This is a genomic window from Aeromonas aquatica, from assembly GCF_000764655.1.
Lineage (GTDB): Bacteria > Pseudomonadota > Gammaproteobacteria > Enterobacterales > Aeromonadaceae > Aeromonas > Aeromonas aquatica.
Map to the genome: position 1 here is coordinate 32,565 of NZ_JRGL01000159.1, position 18,970 is coordinate 51,534.

Sequence of the window (18,970 nt, forward strand, 5' to 3'; positions counted from 1 at the left end):
GATGACGGAACTTTCATAGAGCAAAGCATTCAGCGGGAACAGGTTGCTTCCCGTCACCCAAGGAGAAATACATGAATCGTGCCAACTTGGCAGAATCACCTTCCTCCGACCTGTGCCATGGGCAAACCACGACAGCACAGGCCCATGATGATAGACTCCCGCGGTTTCACATTTATGAAGAGTCGACCCCATGCCCTGGATACAAATTCGAATCAACGCCACCGCCAAGACCGCGGACAAGGTGAGCAACATGCTGCTGGGGCGTGGAGCCCAGGCCGTGACCTTTATGGATGCCCAGGATGTGCCCGTCTACGAGCCCCTGCCCGGTGAGACGCCGCTCTGGGGCGAGACCGAGGTGATGGGGCTGTTCGACGCCGAAACCGATCCGGCGCCCACCATCGCCTTCTTCCAGCAGATCTTCGGCGAAGACGTGGGCTACAAGGTCGAGCAGCTGGAAGACAAGGACTGGGTGCGCGAGTGGATGGATCACTTCCACCCCATGCAGTTCGGCGAACGGCTCTGGATCTGCCCGAGCTGGCGCGATGTGCCCAACCCGGACGCGGTCAACGTCATGCTGGATCCGGGCCTGGCGTTCGGCACCGGCACCCACCCCACCACGGCGCTCTGCCTGCAGTGGCTGGACGGGCTGGATCTGGCCGGCAAGACGGTGGTCGACTTCGGTTGCGGCTCCGGCATCCTCGGCATCGCCGCCCTGAAACTGGGCGCGGCCCGGGTCATCGGCATCGACATCGATCCCCAAGCCATCCAGGCCAGCCATGACAACGCCGAGCGCAACGGCGTCGCCGGCCAGATCGAGCTCTACCTGCCGGCGGATCAGCCTCAAGGAGTGGAGGCGGACGTCGTTGTGGCCAACATCCTGGCCGGCCCGCTGCGGGAGCTGGCGCCGCTCATCGCCGGCCACGGCAAGCCCGGCAGCCTGATGGCCCTGTCCGGCGTGCTGGAGAGCCAGGCCCCCGAGCTGGAGACCATCTATGGTCAGTGGTTCGACATGGACCCGACTGCCGTCAAAGAGGAGTGGTGCCGCCTGTCAGGTCGCAAACACGGCTGATCATCGGCACGGCAGTTGCCGGCACAGCGGTCGTAAACACGACTGGTCATCAGCGCGGCCAAGCGCCATATCGAACAACAAGGGCACCCCAGGGTGCCCTTGTTGTTTCTCACACTGTTTTTCACTCCTTTCCGAACCGTCCCCTATCTCCTTCACCGACATGCCAGCACTGGGCGCAGCTTCACTCTTCTTGCTGCCGTCTGGGGGTAAAATGGCTCTCCCCCCGATGGGCCTGCGAGGGCGCATCCACCAACCACCACGACCACGACCATAGAGATCACCATGAGCAACTATCAGAAGATGATCAGCAGCCAGCCCTACAACTGCATGGCCCCCGAACTGGATGAGATACGCCGGGAGACGGCCCGCCTCTATCGCCGTTTCAACAAGGCCGATGAGGAGGAAGAACAGCAGATCCTGCTGCAAGCGCTGGTGGGCGAGCTGGCGGAAGGGGCCTTCATCTGCCCGCCGTTCTACTGCACCTATGGTCGCCATGTCAGCCTAGGCACCGGCACCTACGTCAACATGGGGGCGACCTTCCTGGATAACGCGCCGATCCGCATCGGGGCCAACGTCATGATAGGGCCGAACGTGCAGATCTATACCGCCGCCCACGCCCTGGAGGCCGACGCACGCATCCAAGGGGTGGAGACGGCGCTGCCGGTCACCATAGAGGACAGGGTCTGGATAGGGGGCGGCGCCATCCTGCTGCCCGGCGTCACCATAGGGCGGGACGCCATCGTCGGCGCAGGCTCGGTCGTGACCAAGGACGTACCGGCCGGCGCCCGGGTGGTGGGCAATCCGGCCCGCATCCTGCCCGCCAAGGCAACAACGCCAGTGACCTAGATGAACAGGCCAAAAGCCGCCCATAAAAATAAAGCCCAATGTCATGAGCCACATTGGACTGTAAAAAGGGGCTGCCGGATGCCAGGGACACAGGTCAAAAAACGTCCATAAAAATAAAGCCCAATGTCATCAAGACGTTGGGCTGTAAAAAGGTGCTACGGAATTGCGACTCTCATCGCAGAATATTAGAAGGGGTCACCTTCTAAACTGGCAAAGGAATAATAACGGGGCGCAAACGTTTTACGTAGCGTAATCGACCAGGATTGAGAACAGCCTCTCACTATTCAAAAAATTCCCCACCAGCCCCTTTCTCCCCCTTGGCAAGTTCGCATTTTTCAGTACAGCCTGATGAGAATATCACCAAAGACAAAAAGCCCTGATAAATCAGGGCTTTTTGTCATAAATCGGGTATTTTAGAAGCGCCGGATAAATTCGTTCAGGGGCAATTCACGCAACTTGCGCGCCTCCAGCATGGGGGTGCCCAGGTAGAGGAAGCCCACCAGCTGATCCTCCTCGGCCAGCCCCAGCCCGGCGTTGATATGCTCGTCGAAGATAAACCAGCCGGAGCGCCAGATGCCGTTGAAGCCCTGGGCCTGGGCCGCCATCTGCATCGCCATCAGGGCGCAACCGGCGGAGAGCTCCTGCTCCAGCTTGGGCACCTTGAAGTGGGCCTGATAGCGGGTCGCCACGGCCACCAGCAGCGGAGCCCGCAGCGGCGCGGCACGGCTCTTCTCGATGCTCTCCTCGTCTTCGCCACGGGCACGGGCCGCCTCGGCCAGCAAATCCCCAAGGCGCTCCCGTCCCTCCCCCTCAAACAGGATGAACTGCCAGGGCGTCAGGGTGCCGTGATCCGGTGCCCGCAGCCCCGCCTTGAGGATGTTGTCGAGCACCTCGCCGCTCGGGGCCGGGGTGGTCAGGCGGCCACAGGAGTGGCGGTTCAGTAACAGGTTGAGGGCATCCATGGGCGACTCCGTGTATGAGGCAAGAAAGCGGGGCTATGAGGCGCTACCCTAGCACAGCCAGGAGACGTCGCAAAGGCGCCCCGGCTGAGCCGGTTAGAAAGAATAAACCCCTGGCTGGCAGGGGTTTATCGCTATATCCGTTGCATTTTTGGTCAAATGACAGCAGCCAGCTCTGCCCCCTGGCGGATGGCCCGTTTCGCGTCCAGCTCGGCGGCCACGTCGGCGCCGCCGATGATGTGCACCGGCTTGCCCGCCGCCTGCAGCCCGGCTTGCAGCTCCCGCAGGGGCTCCTGGCCGGCGCAGATGATCACCTGATCCACCGGCAAACATTGCTGGGTCTCTCCCACCATGATGTGCAGCCCTTCGTCGTCGATGCGCAGGTATTGCACACCGCTGAGCATCTGCACCTTGCGGTTCTTGAGCACGGTGCGGTGGATCCAGCCGGTGGTCTTGCCCAGCCCGTCCCCCACCTTGCTCTCCTTGCGTTGCAGCAGCCAGATCTGGCGCTCGGGGGCGTCTATCTCGGGCTTGATCAGGCCGCCGCGCTCGCCGAGGTGCTTGTCGATGCCCCACTCCTTGAGCCAGTGGTCACGGTGCTGATCGGCATCGCCCTCTACTGTCTTGTCCACCAGATACTCCGCCACGTCGAAACCGATGCCACCGGCGCCGATCACCGCCACCTTCTGGCCCACCGGCTTGTGATCCCGCAGCACATCGAGGTAGTTCAACACCTTGGGATGCTCGATGCCCGGAATATTGGGGGTACGCGGGCGGATACCGGTGGCGAGGATCACCTCGTCGAAGCCGCCGCCGAGCAGGCTCTCGGCGCTCTGGCGCTGGCCGAGGTAGAGCTCGACGCCACACTTCTCCAGCCGTCTGGCGAAGTAGCGCAGGGTCTCGTGGAACTCCTCCTTGCCCGGGATCTGCTTGGCGAAGTTGAACTGGCCGCCTATGGTCGGCGCCTGATCGAACAGGCTCACCTGATGGCCGCGCTCGGCGGCGTAGCAGGCGAATGCCAGACCCGCCGGGCCGGCCCCCACCACCGCCAGCTTCTTGGGCTGGGGCACCCGGCCGAAGGTGAGCTCGGTCTCGAAGCAGGCGCGGGGGTTGACCAAACAGGAGGCGCGTTTTTGCTTGAACACGTGATCGAGGCAGGCCTGGTTGCAGGCGATGCAGGTGTTGATCTCGTCCGCCCTGTCCTCGGCCGCCTTGATGACGAACTCGGGGTCGGCCAGGAAGGGCCGCGCCATGGAGACCATATCCGCTTCCCCCTGTGCCAATATGCGCTCGGCCACCTCGGGGGTATTGATGCGGTTGGTGGTGATGAGCGGCACGGTGAGGTGTTTTTTCAGCTCGGCCGTGACCCAGCTGAAGGCGCCGCGCGGCACGCTGGTGGCTATGGTGGGGATGCGCGCCTCGTGCCAGCCGATGCCGGTGTTGATGAGACTGACGCCGGCCAGCTCCAGCGCCTTGCCAAGAGCGATGACCTCCTCCAGAGAGGATCCCTTCTCCACCAGATCCAGCATGGAGAGACGGAAGATGATGATGAAATCGGTGCCGACCCGCTCACGGATGGCGCGCACTATCTCGAGCGGGAAGCGCATCCGATTGTCGGCACTGCCGCCCCAGCCATCGGTGCGCTGGTTGGTGCGCTCGCAGATGAACTGGTTGATGAGATAGCCTTCCGAGCCCATCACCTCGACCCCGTCATAGCCGGCGGCCTTGGCCAGCGCGGCCGTGGTGGCGAAGTCGCGGATGGTGCCGCGGATCTGGCGCTCGCTCATGGCGCGCGGCTTGAACGGGGAGATGGGAGCCTTGAGGGCGCTCGGCGCCAGGCTGAACGGATGATAGGCGTAGCGGCCGGCGTGAAGGATCTGCAGCGCTATCTTGCCCCCCTCCTGATGCACGGCACCGGTCACCTTCTTGTGCTTGGCGACCTGCCAGGGGAAGCTAAGCTGCGAGCCGTGAGGCACCAGACGCCCGCGCAGGTTCGGGGCGATGCCGCCGGTGACGATGAGGCCGACGCCGCCCCGGGCGCGCTCGGCATAGAAGGCGGCCAGCTTGTCGAAGCCCCCCTTCTCCTCTTCGAGACCGGTATGCATGGAGCCCATCAGCACGCGGTTCTTTAGCTGGGTAAAACCGAGATCGAGGGGGGTCAGCAGGGTTGGGTAGCGGCTCATGATGCGGCTCCTTGCAAGACAGGGGCGCAGGGGATCGCGAGCACGCTGCGACGCGAGGGGGCACAAGCTGGCTCAAGGGGGATCGGCAACGTCGGGTAGCGGCTCACAGGGCCTCCAGTTAATTTTTTGTTATCAAACTGAGGCTAGAGTAAAGAATCGAAATTTCTTTTTCAAACAAATGTTTGGACATTTTTTCGGCGAACAGCCGTGTTCCGAAGAGAGGGTAGCGGATCGCACTGGCGATCGAACCCAGGCGGAAATGGCAATTGACACTCCATCTGGTTAATAATGGCGTTTCTCTACCCATTAACAGGGCGATAACGCGGCTATGTCTATTTTCAAAGGTCTGGGGTGGCTGTTTCGCAGCCTCTGGCGTCTGCTCAACTTCACCCGGCTGATGCTGGTCAATCTGCTGTTTCTCATCATAGTGCTGGCCATCGTCTTCACCTTCGGCCAGAAAGAGGCGCCAAGCACCCCCATCGAAGGGGCCCTCACCCTCAACCTCTCCGGCGCACTGGTGGAACAGCGCACCCAAACCGATCCCGGCGTGCAACTGCTGCGGCAGGTGGACAGCAGCGACGATCAGCCGAGCGAGATCCTGATGTCCGATCTGCTGTGGGCCATCAAGAGCGCCAAGGATGACGATCGCATCAAGGCGCTGGTGCTCAAGCCCCAGGGGCTGCAAGGCACCAGCCTCTCCAAGCTGCAGGAGGTGGCGGCCGCCATCGACCAGTTCAAGGAGAGCGGCAAGCCGGTCATCGCCATGGCCGACTACTACGCGCAAGGCCCCTATCTGCTCGCCGCCCACGCCGATCACGTGCTGCTCAACCAGAGCGGCGCCGTGCTGATCGAGGGGCTCGGTGTCTACCAGACCTACTTCAAGTCGGCGCTGGAGAAACTCAACGTCACCCCCCACGTGTTCAAGGTCGGCACCTACAAGTCCTTCGTCGAGCCCTATACCCGGGATGAGATGTCGCCGGAGAGCAAGGAGGCGAACCAGCGCTGGCTGGATCAGCTGTGGCAGTCCTATGTGAATGACGTGGCCGAAGAGCGGGAAATCGAGCCCGATGCCGTCGCACCGACCAAGGATCGCTTCCTCGAGCTGCTGCGCAAGGCCGGTGGCAATGCCGCCAGCTACGCCCTCGACAACGGCCTGGTGGACGAGCTGGCCACCCGCGACGAGATGACCCAGGCGGTCATCAAGGAGGTCGGAGAAGACAAGGATAACGGCTGGAAAGGGGTGGGCCTGAAGGAGTATCTGGCCGCCATTCCCGAGCAATATCCCCAGAACGGCAAGGATGAGGTGGGCCTCATCGTCGCCAGTGGTGCCATCATGGACGGCATCCAGCCGGCTGGCACTATAGGCGGTGACAGCCTCGCCGATCTGCTGGCCGAGGCTCGCCGCGACGACCAGGTCAAGGCCCTGGTGCTGCGGGTCGACAGCCCGGGTGGCAGCGCCTTCGCCGCCGAGCAGATCCGCGCCGAGTTGCTGGCCCTGAAACAGGCGGGCAAGCCGGTGGTCATCTCCATGGGCAGCTACGCCGCCTCCGGGGGTTACTGGATCTCCGCCGATGCGGACAAGATCTTCGCCTCCCCCACCACCCTCACCGGCTCCATCGGGGTGTTCGGCATGTTCGCTACCATCGACAAGGCGCTGTCCCAGTACGGGGTCCATACCGATGGGGTCGGCACCACGGACTTCGTCGGGGTCGGCCTGACCCGGGCCCTGCCCGAGCACGTCGGTCAGGCTATTCAGCTCAGCGTGGAAGACACTTATCAGCGCTTCGTCGGTCTGGTGAGCAAGGGCCGCGGCCTGAGCCCGGAAGAGGCGGAGAAAGCCGCCGAAGGCCGGGTCTGGACGGGCCAGGACGCCAAGGCGCTGGGACTGGTTGACGAGTTCGGCAATCTGGACGACGCCCTTCAGGCAGCCGCCGATCTCGCCAACCTCAAGAGCTGGCAGGTCACCCCCATCGAGCAGGAAGAGTCGGCAAGGGACAAGTTCCTGCGCGAGTTGTTCGACAGCAGCGCCCGCGCGCTGGCTCCCCATCTGCAGAGCTGGCTGCCCGCAGGCGTTGGCAAGGCGCTGGTCGAGGTGAACAAGGGGCTGGATCCGCTGATCCGCTTCAACGACCCGCAAGGCACCTACGCCTTCTGCCCGGTCTGCCTCCCTTGACAGGACACTGGAGAATAAAAAAACCGCCATCCGGCGGTTTTTTTATTGGGGCGGCTCCTGGCTCAGGCCAGCAACCCGGCATCAAACCAGTGTTGCAGCTCGGCCAGCACCCGGGTCTCGCGCACCGTCCACTGCGGGCAAGGACCGGCCAGCTGGGTCTTGTTGGTCTGCAGCGCCTCGTCCAGTGCAAACCAGCCGGGGGTGAAGCCGAGCCGTATCTCATAGGGCTGGGGCCGCGGCTCGCTCCAGGCCTCGCCCAGCTGGCAGAGGTAGTAGAAGGAGTGAATGCAGTAGGCGTCGTAGGCCGCCTCCCGGGCGGCGCGAAACTCCCGCGTCTCGCCAAGCAGGGCCCCCACCGCCAGCAGCTCGGCACCGCACTCCTCCCGCAGCTCTCGGGCCAGCGCCTTGCCGTGACACTCCCCCGCCTCTATGCCACCGCCCGGGAACATGAGATCCCCGTTGACGCGGGAATGCACCATCAGCAACTCGTCACCGCGCAGCACCACGGCCCTGACTGTGATGCGCTCGAGCACCCGCCCGTCGCACATCACCTGACCGTGGAGGAGGCGAATATCGAAGGGGTGGGCCCATTGGGTATCTGGCTGAACAGGGATCATCAGGATAGGTATGCCCCGCGCGTGGGTTGAATGATGAGGGTGGTCGCCGTGAAAGCCTGGTCATGGTGCCCGTCGGCCTGGTAACAAGCCTCGCCCGCCATGGCCACCATCAACTAGCAAATCGGCTACATATCCATTACAATGCGCGCGCCATATAAGGCCGCGATCGCAGAATAATATAACGAAATATACAGCCCTACACTGATCTGCTTTCGACGAATTTCTATTTTTCCAGCAATTTGCCCAACAACGTGAAATAAAGGATCTGGTTAATGACCCACGAGCACTACTTGCAGGCGTGGCAGGAGAGCCAGGCGCTCGCCGAAGCCATGCAACCCTTGATCGGCCGCCTCTACCGCCAGCAAGGGATAGAGATCACCCTCTTCGGACGCCCCCTGCAAAACGCCTCCACCATCGACATCCTCAAGGCCCACAGGGTCGTTCGCCGCCACCAGGGCGCCCCGCTCCCCATCCAGCAAAGCTTCCCCCTGCTGTGCGCCATAGTCGCGCTGAACCCGACCGCCGCCGAAGTGGATCTCGGCAAGCTGACCGTCGGCTACTGGCAGGCCCATCAGGACGAGGCGGGCATCGAGGACTACCTGAGCGCCAAGCTGGCGCCAGCCCTGAACCAGGGCGCCGTGCCTGCTCCCACCGATGTGGTGCTGTACGGCTTCGGCCGCATCGGCCGCCTGCTGGCGCGCCTACTGATCGAGCGCACCGGCGCCGCCAACTCCCTGCGCCTGCGTGCCATCGTTGTGCGCGGCGGCCGCGAGGGGGATCTGGAGAAGCGCGCCAGCCTGCTGCGCCGCGACTCGGTGCACGGCCCCTTCAACGGCTCCATCGAGGTGGATGTGGAACGCAGCGCCATCATCGCCAATGGCACCTTCATCCAGGTGATCTATGCAAACAGCCCGGCCGACATCGACTACACCGCCTATGGCATCGACAATGCGCTGATCGTCGACAACACCGGGGTCTGGCGCGATGAGGCGGGTCTTTCCGAGCACCTCAAGGCGCGCGGCGCCGCCCGGGTGCTGCTGACCGCCCCCGGCAAGGGGGAGATGAAGAACGTGGTGTTCGGGGTCAACCACGAGGTGATAGGTCCCGATGACAAGATCATCTCTGCCGCCTCCTGCACCACCAACGCCATCACCCCCGTGCTCAAGGTGATGCAGGACAGGTACGGCATCCGCCACGGTCACGTGGAGACGGTGCACTCCTACACCAACGATCAGAACCTGATCGACAACTATCACCAGGGTGAGCGCCGCGGTCGCAGCGCCGCCCTCAACATGGTGATGACCAGCACAGGCGCCGCCAAGGCGGTGGCCAAGGCGCTGCCCGAGCTCAAGGGTAAGCTGACCGGCAACGCCATCCGGGTGCCAACCCCCAATGTGTCCCTGGCCATCATCAATCTGTCCCTGGAGCAGGCCACCGACAGAGACAGCCTCAACGCCTATCTGCAGCAGATGTCGCTGAGCTCGGCCCTGCACCGTCAAATCGATTTCAGCGCCAGCACAGAGCTGGTTTCCTCCGACATGGTGGGCTCCCGCTTCGCGGGCATAGTGGACTCCCAGGCCACCATCGCCGAGGGGGATCACTGCGTGCTGTACGTGTGGTATGACAACGAATTCGGGTACAGTTGTCAGGTAGTGCGGGTGATGGAGCAGATGGCCGGCGTAGTCCGCCAGGATCTGCCCGCCTGATCCCCTCATGGCTCAACGTTTTCAAGGAGAGGCCGGATGTCATTTCAGCAAGTCATAGGGCAGATGCCCAGGGAAGTGTACGAGCGGCTCAAGACCGCGGTCGAGCTCGGCAAGTGGCCCGATGGCCAACCCCTCACCGAGGAGCAGAAGGCCACCTCGCTGCAGGCCGTGATGGCCTGGCAGGCGATGCACCTTGAAGATCCCGAGCACATGAACATAGGCCGCGACGGCGAGATAGTGATGAAGAGCAAGAGCGAGCTCAAGCGTCAGTATCGTGACGAGGAAGAGATAGTCCGTATCGAGATCAGTCACTGAGCCTTGCCGCGAGCCCTGGCTCGCACGCCATAGCAAAGAGGGGAGCCATAATGGCTCCCCTCTCTTTTCCTCTCCCCCTCATGGTGAGGAGGCCAGAAGCTGTTCACGACCTGTCGCGAGAAGGCGTCAGCAAGGTGAAGAGCAGCGCAGGAACCGGAGCGTATAGATATACGTGAGCCCTCTTGTTCACAAACACGCGAGCAGCACATGAGCCTTGATCACGGCTTCGCAGTAAGATCGTGGACAGTTTCTCAGGGCGTCAGCTCGCCGCGCAGAGATTGCTGCATCAGCTCGCGGATGCGCGGCGCCGGCAAGTCCTGGCTCAGCAGGAAGTGCAGCTTGGTCAGCGCCGCCTCGGCGGTCATGTCGAAGCCGGAGATGACCCCGGCCCGGGAGAGGGCGTTGCCGGTGGCATAGCCCCCCATGTTGACCTTGCCGTGCAGGCACTGGCTCAGGTTGACTATGATGACGCCCCGGGCCGAGGCCTCGGACAAGAGCGCCAGCATGGCCGGGTTCTGCGGCGCATTGCCCACCCCGAAGGAGAGCAGGATCAGCGCCCGCACCGGCTGCTGCAGTATGTTGGCGATCACCTCCGCCGAGATGCCGGGATAGAGGGTCACCACGCCGATGGGCTGGGGGGTGATGTCGTGCAGCACCAGGGCACGATCGGAGGGCAGTCCCAGCTCCCCCGCCTCCAGGGAGATGGCGATGCCGGCGTTGAGCAGCGGCGGGTAGTTCGGCGAGTCGAAGGCGTGGAAGCCGTCCGCGTGCACCTTCTTGCTGCGGTTGCCGCGATAGAGCTGGTTGTTGAAGAACAGCGTCACCTCATGGATCGGGTAGTTGGCCGCGATATAGAGGGCATTGAGCAGGTTCTGCTGACCGTCGGAGCGCAGCTCGGCGAGGGGGATCTGGGAGCCGGTGATGATGACCGGCTTGTGCAAGTCCTCCAGCATGAAGGAGAGCGCCGAGGCGGTGAACGACATGGTGTCGGTGCCGTGCAGGATCACGAAGCCGTCGTATTTCTCGTAGTTGCCTTTAATGTCCTCGGCGATGCGCTGCCAGTCCGCCGGGGTCATGTCGGAGGAGTCGATGAGGGGAGCATATTCGTGAATGTGGTAGGACGGCATCTCGGGCCGGTGGAATTCGGGCATCCGCGCCAGGCAATCTTCCATGAAGCCCGCCATCGGCACATAGCCGTGATCGGAACGCTGCATCCCTATGGTACCGCCTGTGTAGGCGATGTAGATCGACTTCTTCACACCCTCTCCTCTCTATGGGCTGGAAACCGGCAAATCATATAGGGATCACCCGATTTCTTCACTTCCTATTCCTCTCCCAGACGGGAAAGCGGCGAGTCGTCACCCGCTGGCAAAGCGGCCGTTTCGCATCATGTCGCTCGCCTCGCTATGAGCCGGCAACGGGCGAATGAGGCAGTGAGCAACCAACCTCGTCATCGCCCATTTGTCGATGGCATCTAAGCCGTCTGGCCATCAAAGTCGACGCCCAAAAAGGAGCGTCGCCGGCAGGTTTTTTAGGGCCGGATCCGGCTTTCTTAAAAAGTGATAAATATCACAACAATGTTAAAAAACAACCATTAATCTGACAAATATGGATGGAGTTGGTATTTTTTGCTACTATCCGGCGGATTTTGATTAAATCACCTCTGGATGCCTGATGGAATCAGGCTCGTATAAACCCCATATCCACATGGGGTGGGGCCTGTCGCCCCTCCTGAAATTGGCGTCTTAGCCACACTGTTTTTCATCCCGGCTGAATCTGTGCGTCTTCATCAGCGAAGACACAGCCAATCAACATGGGAGTACCGAATGATACAACTTGATTCCTACGCCACTCTGGTCGCCGCCACTCTGGTGCTGCTGCTCGGCCGATCCCTGGTCAACCGGATCAACGTACTGCGCACTTTCAGCATCCCCAAACCGGTGGCAGGGGGCCTGCTGGTCGCCCTGGTGCTGGTGCTGCTACGTGCCAGCATGGACGTGGAACTGCGCTTCGATACCGCATTCCAGACGCCGCTGATGCTGGCCTTCTTCGCCTCCATCGGTCTTTCTGCCGATCTGGGAAGCCTCAAACGGGGCGGCAAGGCGGTATTCACCTTCCTGCTGGTGGTGACCGGCCTGCTGCTGATGCAGAACGTGCTGGGGGTGGGTCTGGCCACCCTGCTCGGCCTGGATCCGCTGATGGGACTGCTGGCCGGCTCCATTACCCTCTCCGGCGGCCACGGCACAGGCGCGGCCTGGGGCGCCATCTTCAGTGAAAAGTACGGCCTGCAATCCGCCACCGAACTGGCCATGGCCTGTGCCACCTTCGGTCTGGTGCTGGGTGGCCTGATCGGCGGCCCCGTCGCGCGTCACCTGGTGAAGAAGGTGCAGGTGCCCGGCGCCGAGCACAACCAGGACGAAGCTCCCCAGGGCTTCGAGATGCCGGAGATGGAACGCCCCATCACCACCTACAGCCTGATCGAGACGGTGGCGCTGATCGCCATCTGCCTGAAGGGAGGCGAGCTGCTCTCCCTTTACCTCAAGGGCAGCGTCTTCGAGCTGCCGGTCTTCGTCTGCGTGCTGTTCACCGGCGTCTTGCTGCGCAACATGCTGGCCCTGCTCAAGTGGCACGAGGTGAGCGATCGGGAAGTCTCCTTGCTCGGCAACGTCAGCCTGTCGCTGTTCCTCGCCATGGCCCTGATGAGCCTGAAGCTGTGGGATCTGGCGAGCCTGGCCCTGCCCATCTTCATCCTGCTGGCCGTCCAGACCATAGCGATGGCGCTCTATGCCAGCTTCGTCACCTTCAAGGTCATGGGCAGCAACTACGATGCGGCCGTGCTGGCGGCGGGCCACTGCGGCTTCGGTCTCGGGGCTACCCCGACCGCCATTGCCAACATGCAGGCCATCACCCAGCGCTTCGGCCCGTCCCACATGGCGTTCCTGGTGGTGCCCATGGTCGGTGCCTTCTTCATCGACATCATCAACGCCATGGTGATCAAGCTGTTCCTGGCGATGCCCTTCCTGTAACGCGCCGCGCCAGACCCCATATGACAGAGCCCACCTTTTGGTGGGCTCTTTGCTTGCTGGCTCCCACCGGCACGGCCCCCATGATGCAGCCCACGCCAGCGACAGCCAGGGGGCGCCCGGGGCATTGGCCAGATGGTGGACAACAAAAAACCCCGCACTCTGGTACGGGGCTTTTGCATGAGGCGCCGGGGTGGCGCCGCTTCCTGAGCCTCCCTTACAGGATAAAGGTCGAGACCTGCTGGTTCAGATTGGTGGCACGGCCCTTGAGGCCCTGCGCCTGATCCAGGTCCCGCATGGCGGCGGCGGTGATCTCGTCACTCACATCCTTGATGGCGGTGGTGTTCTGGGTGATCTCGCCGGTCACCTGGGTCTGCTCCTCGGCGGCGGTGGCGATCTGACCCGCCATGTCGGAGATGAGCGAGACCGCCTGGGTGATCTCCTCCAGCGCGGCGGCGGCGGCATCGGCGTCCTTCACGCTGTTGTCCGCCAGCCCCTGGCTGGTCTGCATCAGGCTCACCGCACGGGCCGTGGTCTGCTGCAGCGTCTCTATGGTGGACTGGATCTCCTGGGTGGAGTCCTGAGTACGACGGGACAGTACCCGCACCTCGTCCGCCACCACCGCGAAGCCACGACCCTGTTCACCGGCACGGGCCGCCTCGATGGCCGCGTTCAGCGCCAGCAGGTTGGTCTGCTCGGCGATGCCCTGGATGGTGGAGAGGATGCCGGAGATGGCCTGGGCATGGCGGCTCAGCTCGCCGATGACGCCGGTGGCCTGACCCACTTCCTCCGCCAGGCTGTTGATGGACTGACGGGTCTGGTTCACCAACATCTTGCCCTGCTCGCTGCTCTGGGCGGATTGCTGGGCGGCGGCGGCGGTGTTCTCGGCGTTGCCGGCGATCTCCATGGTGGCGCTCGCCATCTCGGTGACCGCGGTGGCGACCATGGTCACCTCCTGTTGCTGGCGCTGCAACTCTTCGACCGCGGCCTGGTTGGTCACCAGACTGCGCTCCGCATCGGCGTTCAGCTCGTTCGCGAGCTGGCGGATGTTGCCGATCAGCTGATGCTGGCTGCCGACGAAGCGGTTGAAGCTGTTGGCCAGCTGACCCACCTCGTCGTTGGCGTCGATCTTGATGCGCTGGGTCAGATCGCCGTTACCGTCGGCGATGCGGGCCAGAGCCTGGGAAACCTTGCCGAGCGGGCCGAGCAGCAGGCTGACCAGCCAAGAGATGGCGAGGATGCTGCCCACCAGCACCAGCAGGGCCAGGCCAAGCTGGGTCATCAGCAGGGAGGAGAGCGGCGCCTCCAGGGTGGCCTTGTCCAGCACCAGCACCAGCTCCCAGTCGGTGTCCGGGATGTCCACCGCCCACAGCAGCTTGTCGCGGCCCTCGTTGTCGAAGTAGGCCGGCACCAGGCTCTGGCTCGCCTTGCTCTGCTCGATCAGGCCGTTGGTCAGATCGTTGTCGATCTCGGTGGCTGGCTTCATCGCCTTGGCCGCGTCCTTGTACGCGATGACGGTGCCATCCTTGTGCATCATGATGGCCATGCCGTCGGCGGGCAGTTTCATCCGGGTGACATCTTCCACCAGGGAGGCGATGGAGAGATCGCCGCCGACCACCCCGCCCTGCGCGGGCTGGGCCAGGGTCACCACCATGATGTTGTAGGCCACGTCCAGATAGGGCTTGGTCACGATCAGGCCGCCCTTGCCCATGGCCTCCTGATACCAGCCGCGGGAGCGGGGATCGTAACCGTCACGGTTGATGGAGGGATCGGAGTCGTTCATCTTGCCACTGCCCTCACCGAAATAGGTGAGCTGGAAGCGGCCGGACACCTGGGCCTGTTGCAGCGCGTTGAGGGGCTCGGGGCTGGCCTTGTTGCCCAGCGCCTGGATCACGTCACGACGGGCGGAGAGCCAGTCGCTGATCCGTTCCGCCTGCTGGCTGCCGAGGCGTTGCACCTGCTCCTGGCTGCCTTGCAGCAGCAGGGACTTCTGACTGGTATAGCTCTGCCAGGAGAGCAGCAGGATCACCAGCGACAGGGCGATCACCACAGACAACAGTATCTTCTGCTTGAGTGATAGATTGTTCATCGTATGTTCTTCTTTTGGGTCAGGAACAGGATTGCTCGGAAAGTGCGTGGCACTGTGCGTTGTTAACGGCCGGGCGGTGCCAAACTGAAGCGGGGAGTGGGGCAATCGACGATATTTTCCTCGCAAAGGGGAAAATGACGGCAGAAATTGATCACAGTAGGCGACCCGAGCCAGCCAACCCTGTTTATTCCTTCCGCAATTGGCTAGAATATCCCGTTTTTAAATCACATCGACCCCGAGAGTTTTCACGATGTTTGAAGTCAATCCTGTATTAAACAAGCTTAAGGAGCTGTCTGAGAGGACCGAGCTGCTTAGGGGGTACCTTTGACTATGACGCCAAGAAAGAGCGTCTAGAAGAGGTCAATGCCGAGCTGGAACAGCCGGATGTCTGGAATGAGCCAGAGCGCGCACAGGCGCTGGGCAAAGAGCGCGTGTCGCTCGAAAACGTGGTCAGCACCATAGATACCCTGACCCAGGGTGTCGATGATGTGGAGATGCTGGTGAGCCTGGCTGTCGAAGGGGAAGATGAAGAGACCTTCAACGAAGCCGTGGTCGAGGCCGATGGCCTGGAAGCCAAGCTGGTGGATCTCGAATTCCGCCGCATGTTCTCCGGCCAGCACGATGGCTCCGACTGCTACATCGACATCCAGTCCGGTTCCGGTGGCACCGAGGCCCAGGACTGGGCCAACATGGTGCTGCGCATGTACCTGCGCTGGGGCGATGCCCACGGCTACAAGCCGGAGCTGATCGAGCTGTCTGACGGCGACGTGGCCGGCATCAAGTCCGCCACCGTCAAGTTCACCGGCGAGTATGCGTTCGGCTGGCTGCGCACCGAGACCGGCGTGCACCGCCTGGTCCGTAAATCACCGTTCGACTCGGGTGGCCGTCGTCATACCTCGTTCTGCTCGGTGTTCGTCTACCCCGAGATCGACGACGACATCGAGATCGACATCAACCCGGCGGATCTGCGCATCGACGTCTACCGTGCCTCCGGCGCCGGTGGTCAGCACGTCAACCGGACCGAGTCCGCGGTGCGTATCACCCACATCCCGACCGGGGTGGTGGTGCAGTGCCAGAACGACCGTTCCCAGCACAAGAACAAAGATCAGTGTATGAAGCAGCTGAAGGCCAAGCTCTACGAGCTGGAAATTCAGAAGCAGAACGCTGAGAAGCAAGCCCTCGAAGAGACCAAGTCCGATATCGGCTGGGGCAGTCAGATCCGCTCTTACGTGCTCGATGATGCCCGTATCAAGGATCTGCGCACCGGCGTCGAGACCCGTAATACCCAATCGGTACTCGACGGCGACTTGGACAAGTTTATCGAAGCCAGCCTGAAATCAGGCCTGTAAACAGAGCAGCAGGAATCACCATGTCTGAACAAACCACCACTCCGGCAGTCGAGAATCAGCTCGAACTGAACAACGAGATGACCGAGCGTCGCTCCAAGCTGGCTGCCCTGCGCGCCCAGGGCAATCCCTTCCCCAACGACTTCCGTCGTGACAGCCTGTCCGGCGATCTGCACGCCGAGTTTGGCGACAAGAGCGCCGACGAGCTGACGGCCTTGGGTAAACGGGTGAAGATTGCCGGTCGTATCATGACCCGCCGGATCATGGGTAAGGCTTCCTTTGCGACCCTGCAGGACATGGCTGGCAAGATCCAGATCTACGTGACCCGTGACGATCTGCCGGAAGGCTTCTACAACGAGCAGTTCAAGAAGTGGGATCTGGGCGACATCGTCGGCGTGGAAGGGACCCTGTTCCGCACCAACACCGGCGAGCTCTCCGTCCACGTCTCCACCATCCGTCTGCTGACCAAGGCGCTGCGTCCGCTGCCCGAGAAGCACAAGGGCCTGACCGATCAGGAAGCGCGCTGCCGCCAGCGTTACCTGGATCTGATCGCCAACGAAGAGTCCCGCAAGACCTTCATGATCCGCACCCAGGTGGTCTCCGGCATCCGCAAGTTCTTCAACGAGAAGCGCTTCATGGAAGTGGAAACCCCCATGATGCAGGTCATCCCGGGTGGTGCCTCCGCGCGTCCGTTCGTCACTCACCACAATGCGCTGGACATCGACATGTACCTGCGTATCGCCCCCGAGCTCTATCTGAAGCGGCTGGTGGTCGGTGGTTTCGAGCGCGTGTACGAGATCAACCGCAACTTCCGTAACGAAGGCATCTCGGTGCGTCACAACCCCGAGTTCACCATGATCGAGTTCTACATGGCCTATGCCGATTACATCGATCTGATGGATCTCACCGAGGAGCTGCTGCGCACCCTGGCCCAGGACATCCTGGGTGACACCAAGATCCATTACGCCAAAGAGGGCGAAGAGGGCCTGACCATCGACTTCGGTCAGCCGTTCCAGCGCCTCACCATGGTGGACTCCATCCTGAAGTACGCCGAGGGCGTGACGCTGGAAGATCTGTCTACCCTGGAGAGCGCCAAGGCCGTCGCCAAGCGTCTGCACATCGATCTGATGAAAGGCTGGGAACTGGGTCACGTGATCACCGCCATCTTCGAAGAGACGGTGGAGCACATGCTGCTGCAACCGACCTTCATCACCGAGTACCCGGCCGCCGTTTCCCCGCTGGCCCGTCGCAACGACCAGAACCCGGACGTGACCGACCGCTTCGAGTTCTTCATCGGTGGCCGCGAGCTGGCCAACGGCTTCTCCGAGCTGAACGATGCGGAAGATCAGGCCAAGCGCTTCCAGGATCAGGTGAACCAGAAAGAAGCCGGTGACGACGAAGCCATGTTCTACGACGCCGACTTCGTGACCGCGCTGGAACACGGTCTGCCGCCGACCGCCGGTCAGGGCATCGGTATCGACCGCCTGGTGATGCTGTTCACCAACAGCCACACCATCCGCGACGTCATCCTGTTCCCGGCCCTGCGCCCGCAACAGAAATAAGCCCGAGGCGCAGGCCTCGCCTGCCCCTCGATGGCAACGAAACGCCCCGCATCTGCAGGGCGTTTTTTATGGACAAGAGAAACTGCCGGCGAACCGGTACACCCGGCTGGCAGCTTATGGGGCGGGCGGCAGCAGCCACTCCCCCTGCCACAGGGTCAGCGCCCGACCCGCCATCAACACCCTGTCCCCCTCCAGCCGCAGTTGCAACTCTCCGCCCCGCGCCGAGATCTGGCGAGCCTTCAGTTGGGTCTTGTCGAGCCGTTCGGCCCAGAACGGCACCAGAGCGCTGTGATTGGAGCCAGTGACCGGATCCTCCTCCACCCCGACCCAGGGGGCGAAGTAGCGGGAGACGAAGTCATCGTCCGTGCGGCTGGAGGGCGCTGTCACCATCAGGCCGCGACCGGGCAGGGCCCGCAGGGCGTGAAAGTCCGGTTTGAGCGCCCTCACCTCCTCCTCGCTTGCCAGCTCCAGCAGGAACTTGGCGCCGACGGCCAGGGTTTGCAGCGGCTGACAGCCGAGCGTGGCGGCGTAGGCCGAATCCAGGGTCAGGGGCGCAAGCGAGAGACGGGGGAAGTCGAGCCAGATCCAGTCACCCTCCCGCGCCGCGGTCAAGACGCCGCTGCGAGTCTCGAAGCGCAGTACCTCGTCAACCGCCGCCAGCCCGGCCTCCCAGAGGGCGTGGGCCGCCGCCAGGGTGCCGTGGCCACAGAGATCCACCTCCAGCGCCGGGGTAAACCAGCGCAGCCCATAGTGCGCTTTTCCTATCGGCGTGAGGAAGGCGGTCTCCGACAGGTTGAACTCGGCCGCCATGGCTTGCAGCTCGGCATCGGACCGCTCCGGCCCCAACACCACCACGGCCGGGTTTCCGCCAAAGGGGCGCTGACTGAAGGCATTGACATGAAACAGTTTGGTCGTCGACATGGGGTGTCCTGTGAGGCGGCATAAAGGGATTCATTACAGCTCTTTTATACCACCGAGCCCCGGCACCGGGCAGTCTGATGACTTTCTAAATTCATAAATAGCATAAAGAATAAGTTTATATTCTTTGTTGTCATTCATCAGGCCCCTTACCCTGACTAAAA

14 protein-coding genes are annotated in these 18,970 nt (G+C 62.5%); 8 read left to right on the plus strand and 6 right to left on the minus strand.

The window, feature by feature from the left end:
• The first annotated feature begins 190 nt into the window (after nt 1–190).
• Both prmA and LG30_RS0119780 read left to right on the plus strand, forming a co-directional pair.
• Nucleotides 191–1,069: a 50S ribosomal protein L11 methyltransferase gene (gene prmA / locus LG30_RS0119775; RefSeq protein WP_033132409.1), complete on the plus strand. Its 879-nt coding sequence runs from the start codon at nt 191–193 to the stop codon at nt 1,067–1,069.
• A gap of 282 nt (nt 1,070–1,351) precedes the next feature.
• A complete protein-coding gene (locus LG30_RS0119780) occupies nt 1,352–1,915 on the plus strand; it encodes a sugar O-acetyltransferase (RefSeq protein WP_033132410.1) in 564 nt (187 codons plus the stop codon).
• 413 nt (nt 1,916–2,328) lie between these two features.
• Here LG30_RS0119780 and LG30_RS0119785 read toward each other — a convergent pair whose 3' ends face one another.
• Together LG30_RS0119785 and LG30_RS0119790 are read right to left on the minus strand one after the other, a co-directional pair.
• Nucleotides 2,329–2,877, minus strand: coding sequence for an NAD(P)H nitroreductase (locus LG30_RS0119785; protein ID WP_033132411.1), 549 nt, complete (start codon nt 2,875–2,877; stop codon nt 2,329–2,331).
• A 152-nt stretch (nt 2,878–3,029) separates the two neighbouring features.
• A complete protein-coding gene (locus LG30_RS0119790) occupies nt 3,030–5,057 on the minus strand; it encodes an oxidoreductase (protein ID WP_033132412.1) in 2,028 nt (675 codons plus the stop codon).
• 328 nt (nt 5,058–5,385) lie between these two features.
• On the opposite strand from LG30_RS0119790, the gene sppA reads away from it, so the two are divergent.
• Nucleotides 5,386–7,230, plus strand: a complete 1,845-nt coding sequence (gene sppA / locus LG30_RS0119795) for a signal peptide peptidase SppA (RefSeq protein WP_033132413.1) — start codon at nt 5,386–5,388, stop codon at nt 7,228–7,230.
• 62 nt (nt 7,231–7,292) lie between these two features.
• Here sppA and LG30_RS0119800 read toward each other — a convergent pair whose 3' ends face one another.
• Nucleotides 7,293–7,847, minus strand: coding sequence for an NUDIX domain-containing protein (locus tag LG30_RS0119800; protein WP_033132414.1), 555 nt, complete (start codon nt 7,845–7,847; stop codon nt 7,293–7,295).
• Nucleotides 7,848–8,119: 272 nt separating this feature from the next.
• Here LG30_RS0119800 and LG30_RS0119805 point away from each other — a divergent pair, with 272 nt between their 5' ends.
• Both LG30_RS0119805 and LG30_RS0119810 read left to right on the plus strand, forming a co-directional pair.
• Entirely contained in the window at nt 8,120–9,553 is a 1,434-nt protein-coding gene (locus tag LG30_RS0119805; protein ID WP_033132415.1) for a glyceraldehyde-3-phosphate dehydrogenase, read from the plus strand.
• A 36-nt stretch (nt 9,554–9,589) separates the two neighbouring features.
• Nucleotides 9,590–9,868, plus strand: a complete 279-nt coding sequence (locus LG30_RS0119810; RefSeq protein ID WP_033132416.1) for a YeaC family protein — start codon at nt 9,590–9,592, stop codon at nt 9,866–9,868.
• 251 nt (nt 9,869–10,119) lie between these two features.
• On the opposite strand, the gene ansA is transcribed toward LG30_RS0119810, so the two are convergent.
• Nucleotides 10,120–11,127, minus strand: coding sequence for an asparaginase (gene ansA, locus LG30_RS0119815; protein WP_033132417.1), 1,008 nt, complete (start codon nt 11,125–11,127; stop codon nt 10,120–10,122).
• Between the two features lie 567 nt (nt 11,128–11,694).
• Here ansA and gltS point away from each other — a divergent pair.
• The gene (gene gltS, locus LG30_RS0119820) at nt 11,695–12,894 is read left to right on the plus strand and encodes a sodium/glutamate symporter (protein WP_033132418.1); all 1,200 of its coding nucleotides are present in this window, start codon (nt 11,695–11,697) and stop codon (nt 12,892–12,894) included.
• A 214-nt stretch (nt 12,895–13,108) separates the two neighbouring features.
• On the opposite strand, the gene LG30_RS0119825 is transcribed toward gltS, so the two are convergent.
• Entirely contained in the window at nt 13,109–14,980 is a 1,872-nt protein-coding gene (locus tag LG30_RS0119825) for a methyl-accepting chemotaxis protein (protein ID WP_033132419.1), read from the minus strand.
• Nucleotides 14,981–15,230: 250 nt separating this feature from the next.
• Between LG30_RS0119825 and prfB the strand changes: the two genes are divergently transcribed.
• Nucleotides 15,231–16,329, plus strand: a protein-coding gene (gene prfB, locus LG30_RS0119830) for a peptide chain release factor 2 (protein WP_152599390.1) whose coding sequence is annotated in 2 segments (ribosomal slippage) — nt 15,231–15,305 and nt 15,307–16,329 — 1,098 coding nt in all. Because the reading frame shifts where the segments join, the coding sequence is not laid out codon by codon here.
• Nucleotides 16,330–16,349: 20 nt separating this feature from the next.
• Nucleotides 16,350–17,888: a lysine--tRNA ligase gene (gene lysS / locus LG30_RS0119835; RefSeq protein WP_033132420.1), complete on the plus strand. Its 1,539-nt coding sequence runs from the start codon at nt 16,350–16,352 to the stop codon at nt 17,886–17,888.
• Between the two features lie 114 nt (nt 17,889–18,002).
• Here the strand turns inward: lysS and LG30_RS0119840 are convergent, their stop codons facing one another.
• On the minus strand, nt 18,003–18,809 hold the full coding sequence (locus tag LG30_RS0119840) for a PhzF family phenazine biosynthesis protein (protein ID WP_033132421.1): 807 nt from the start codon (nt 18,807–18,809) through the stop codon (nt 18,003–18,005).
• Between the last annotated feature and the right edge of the window lie 161 nt (nt 18,810–18,970).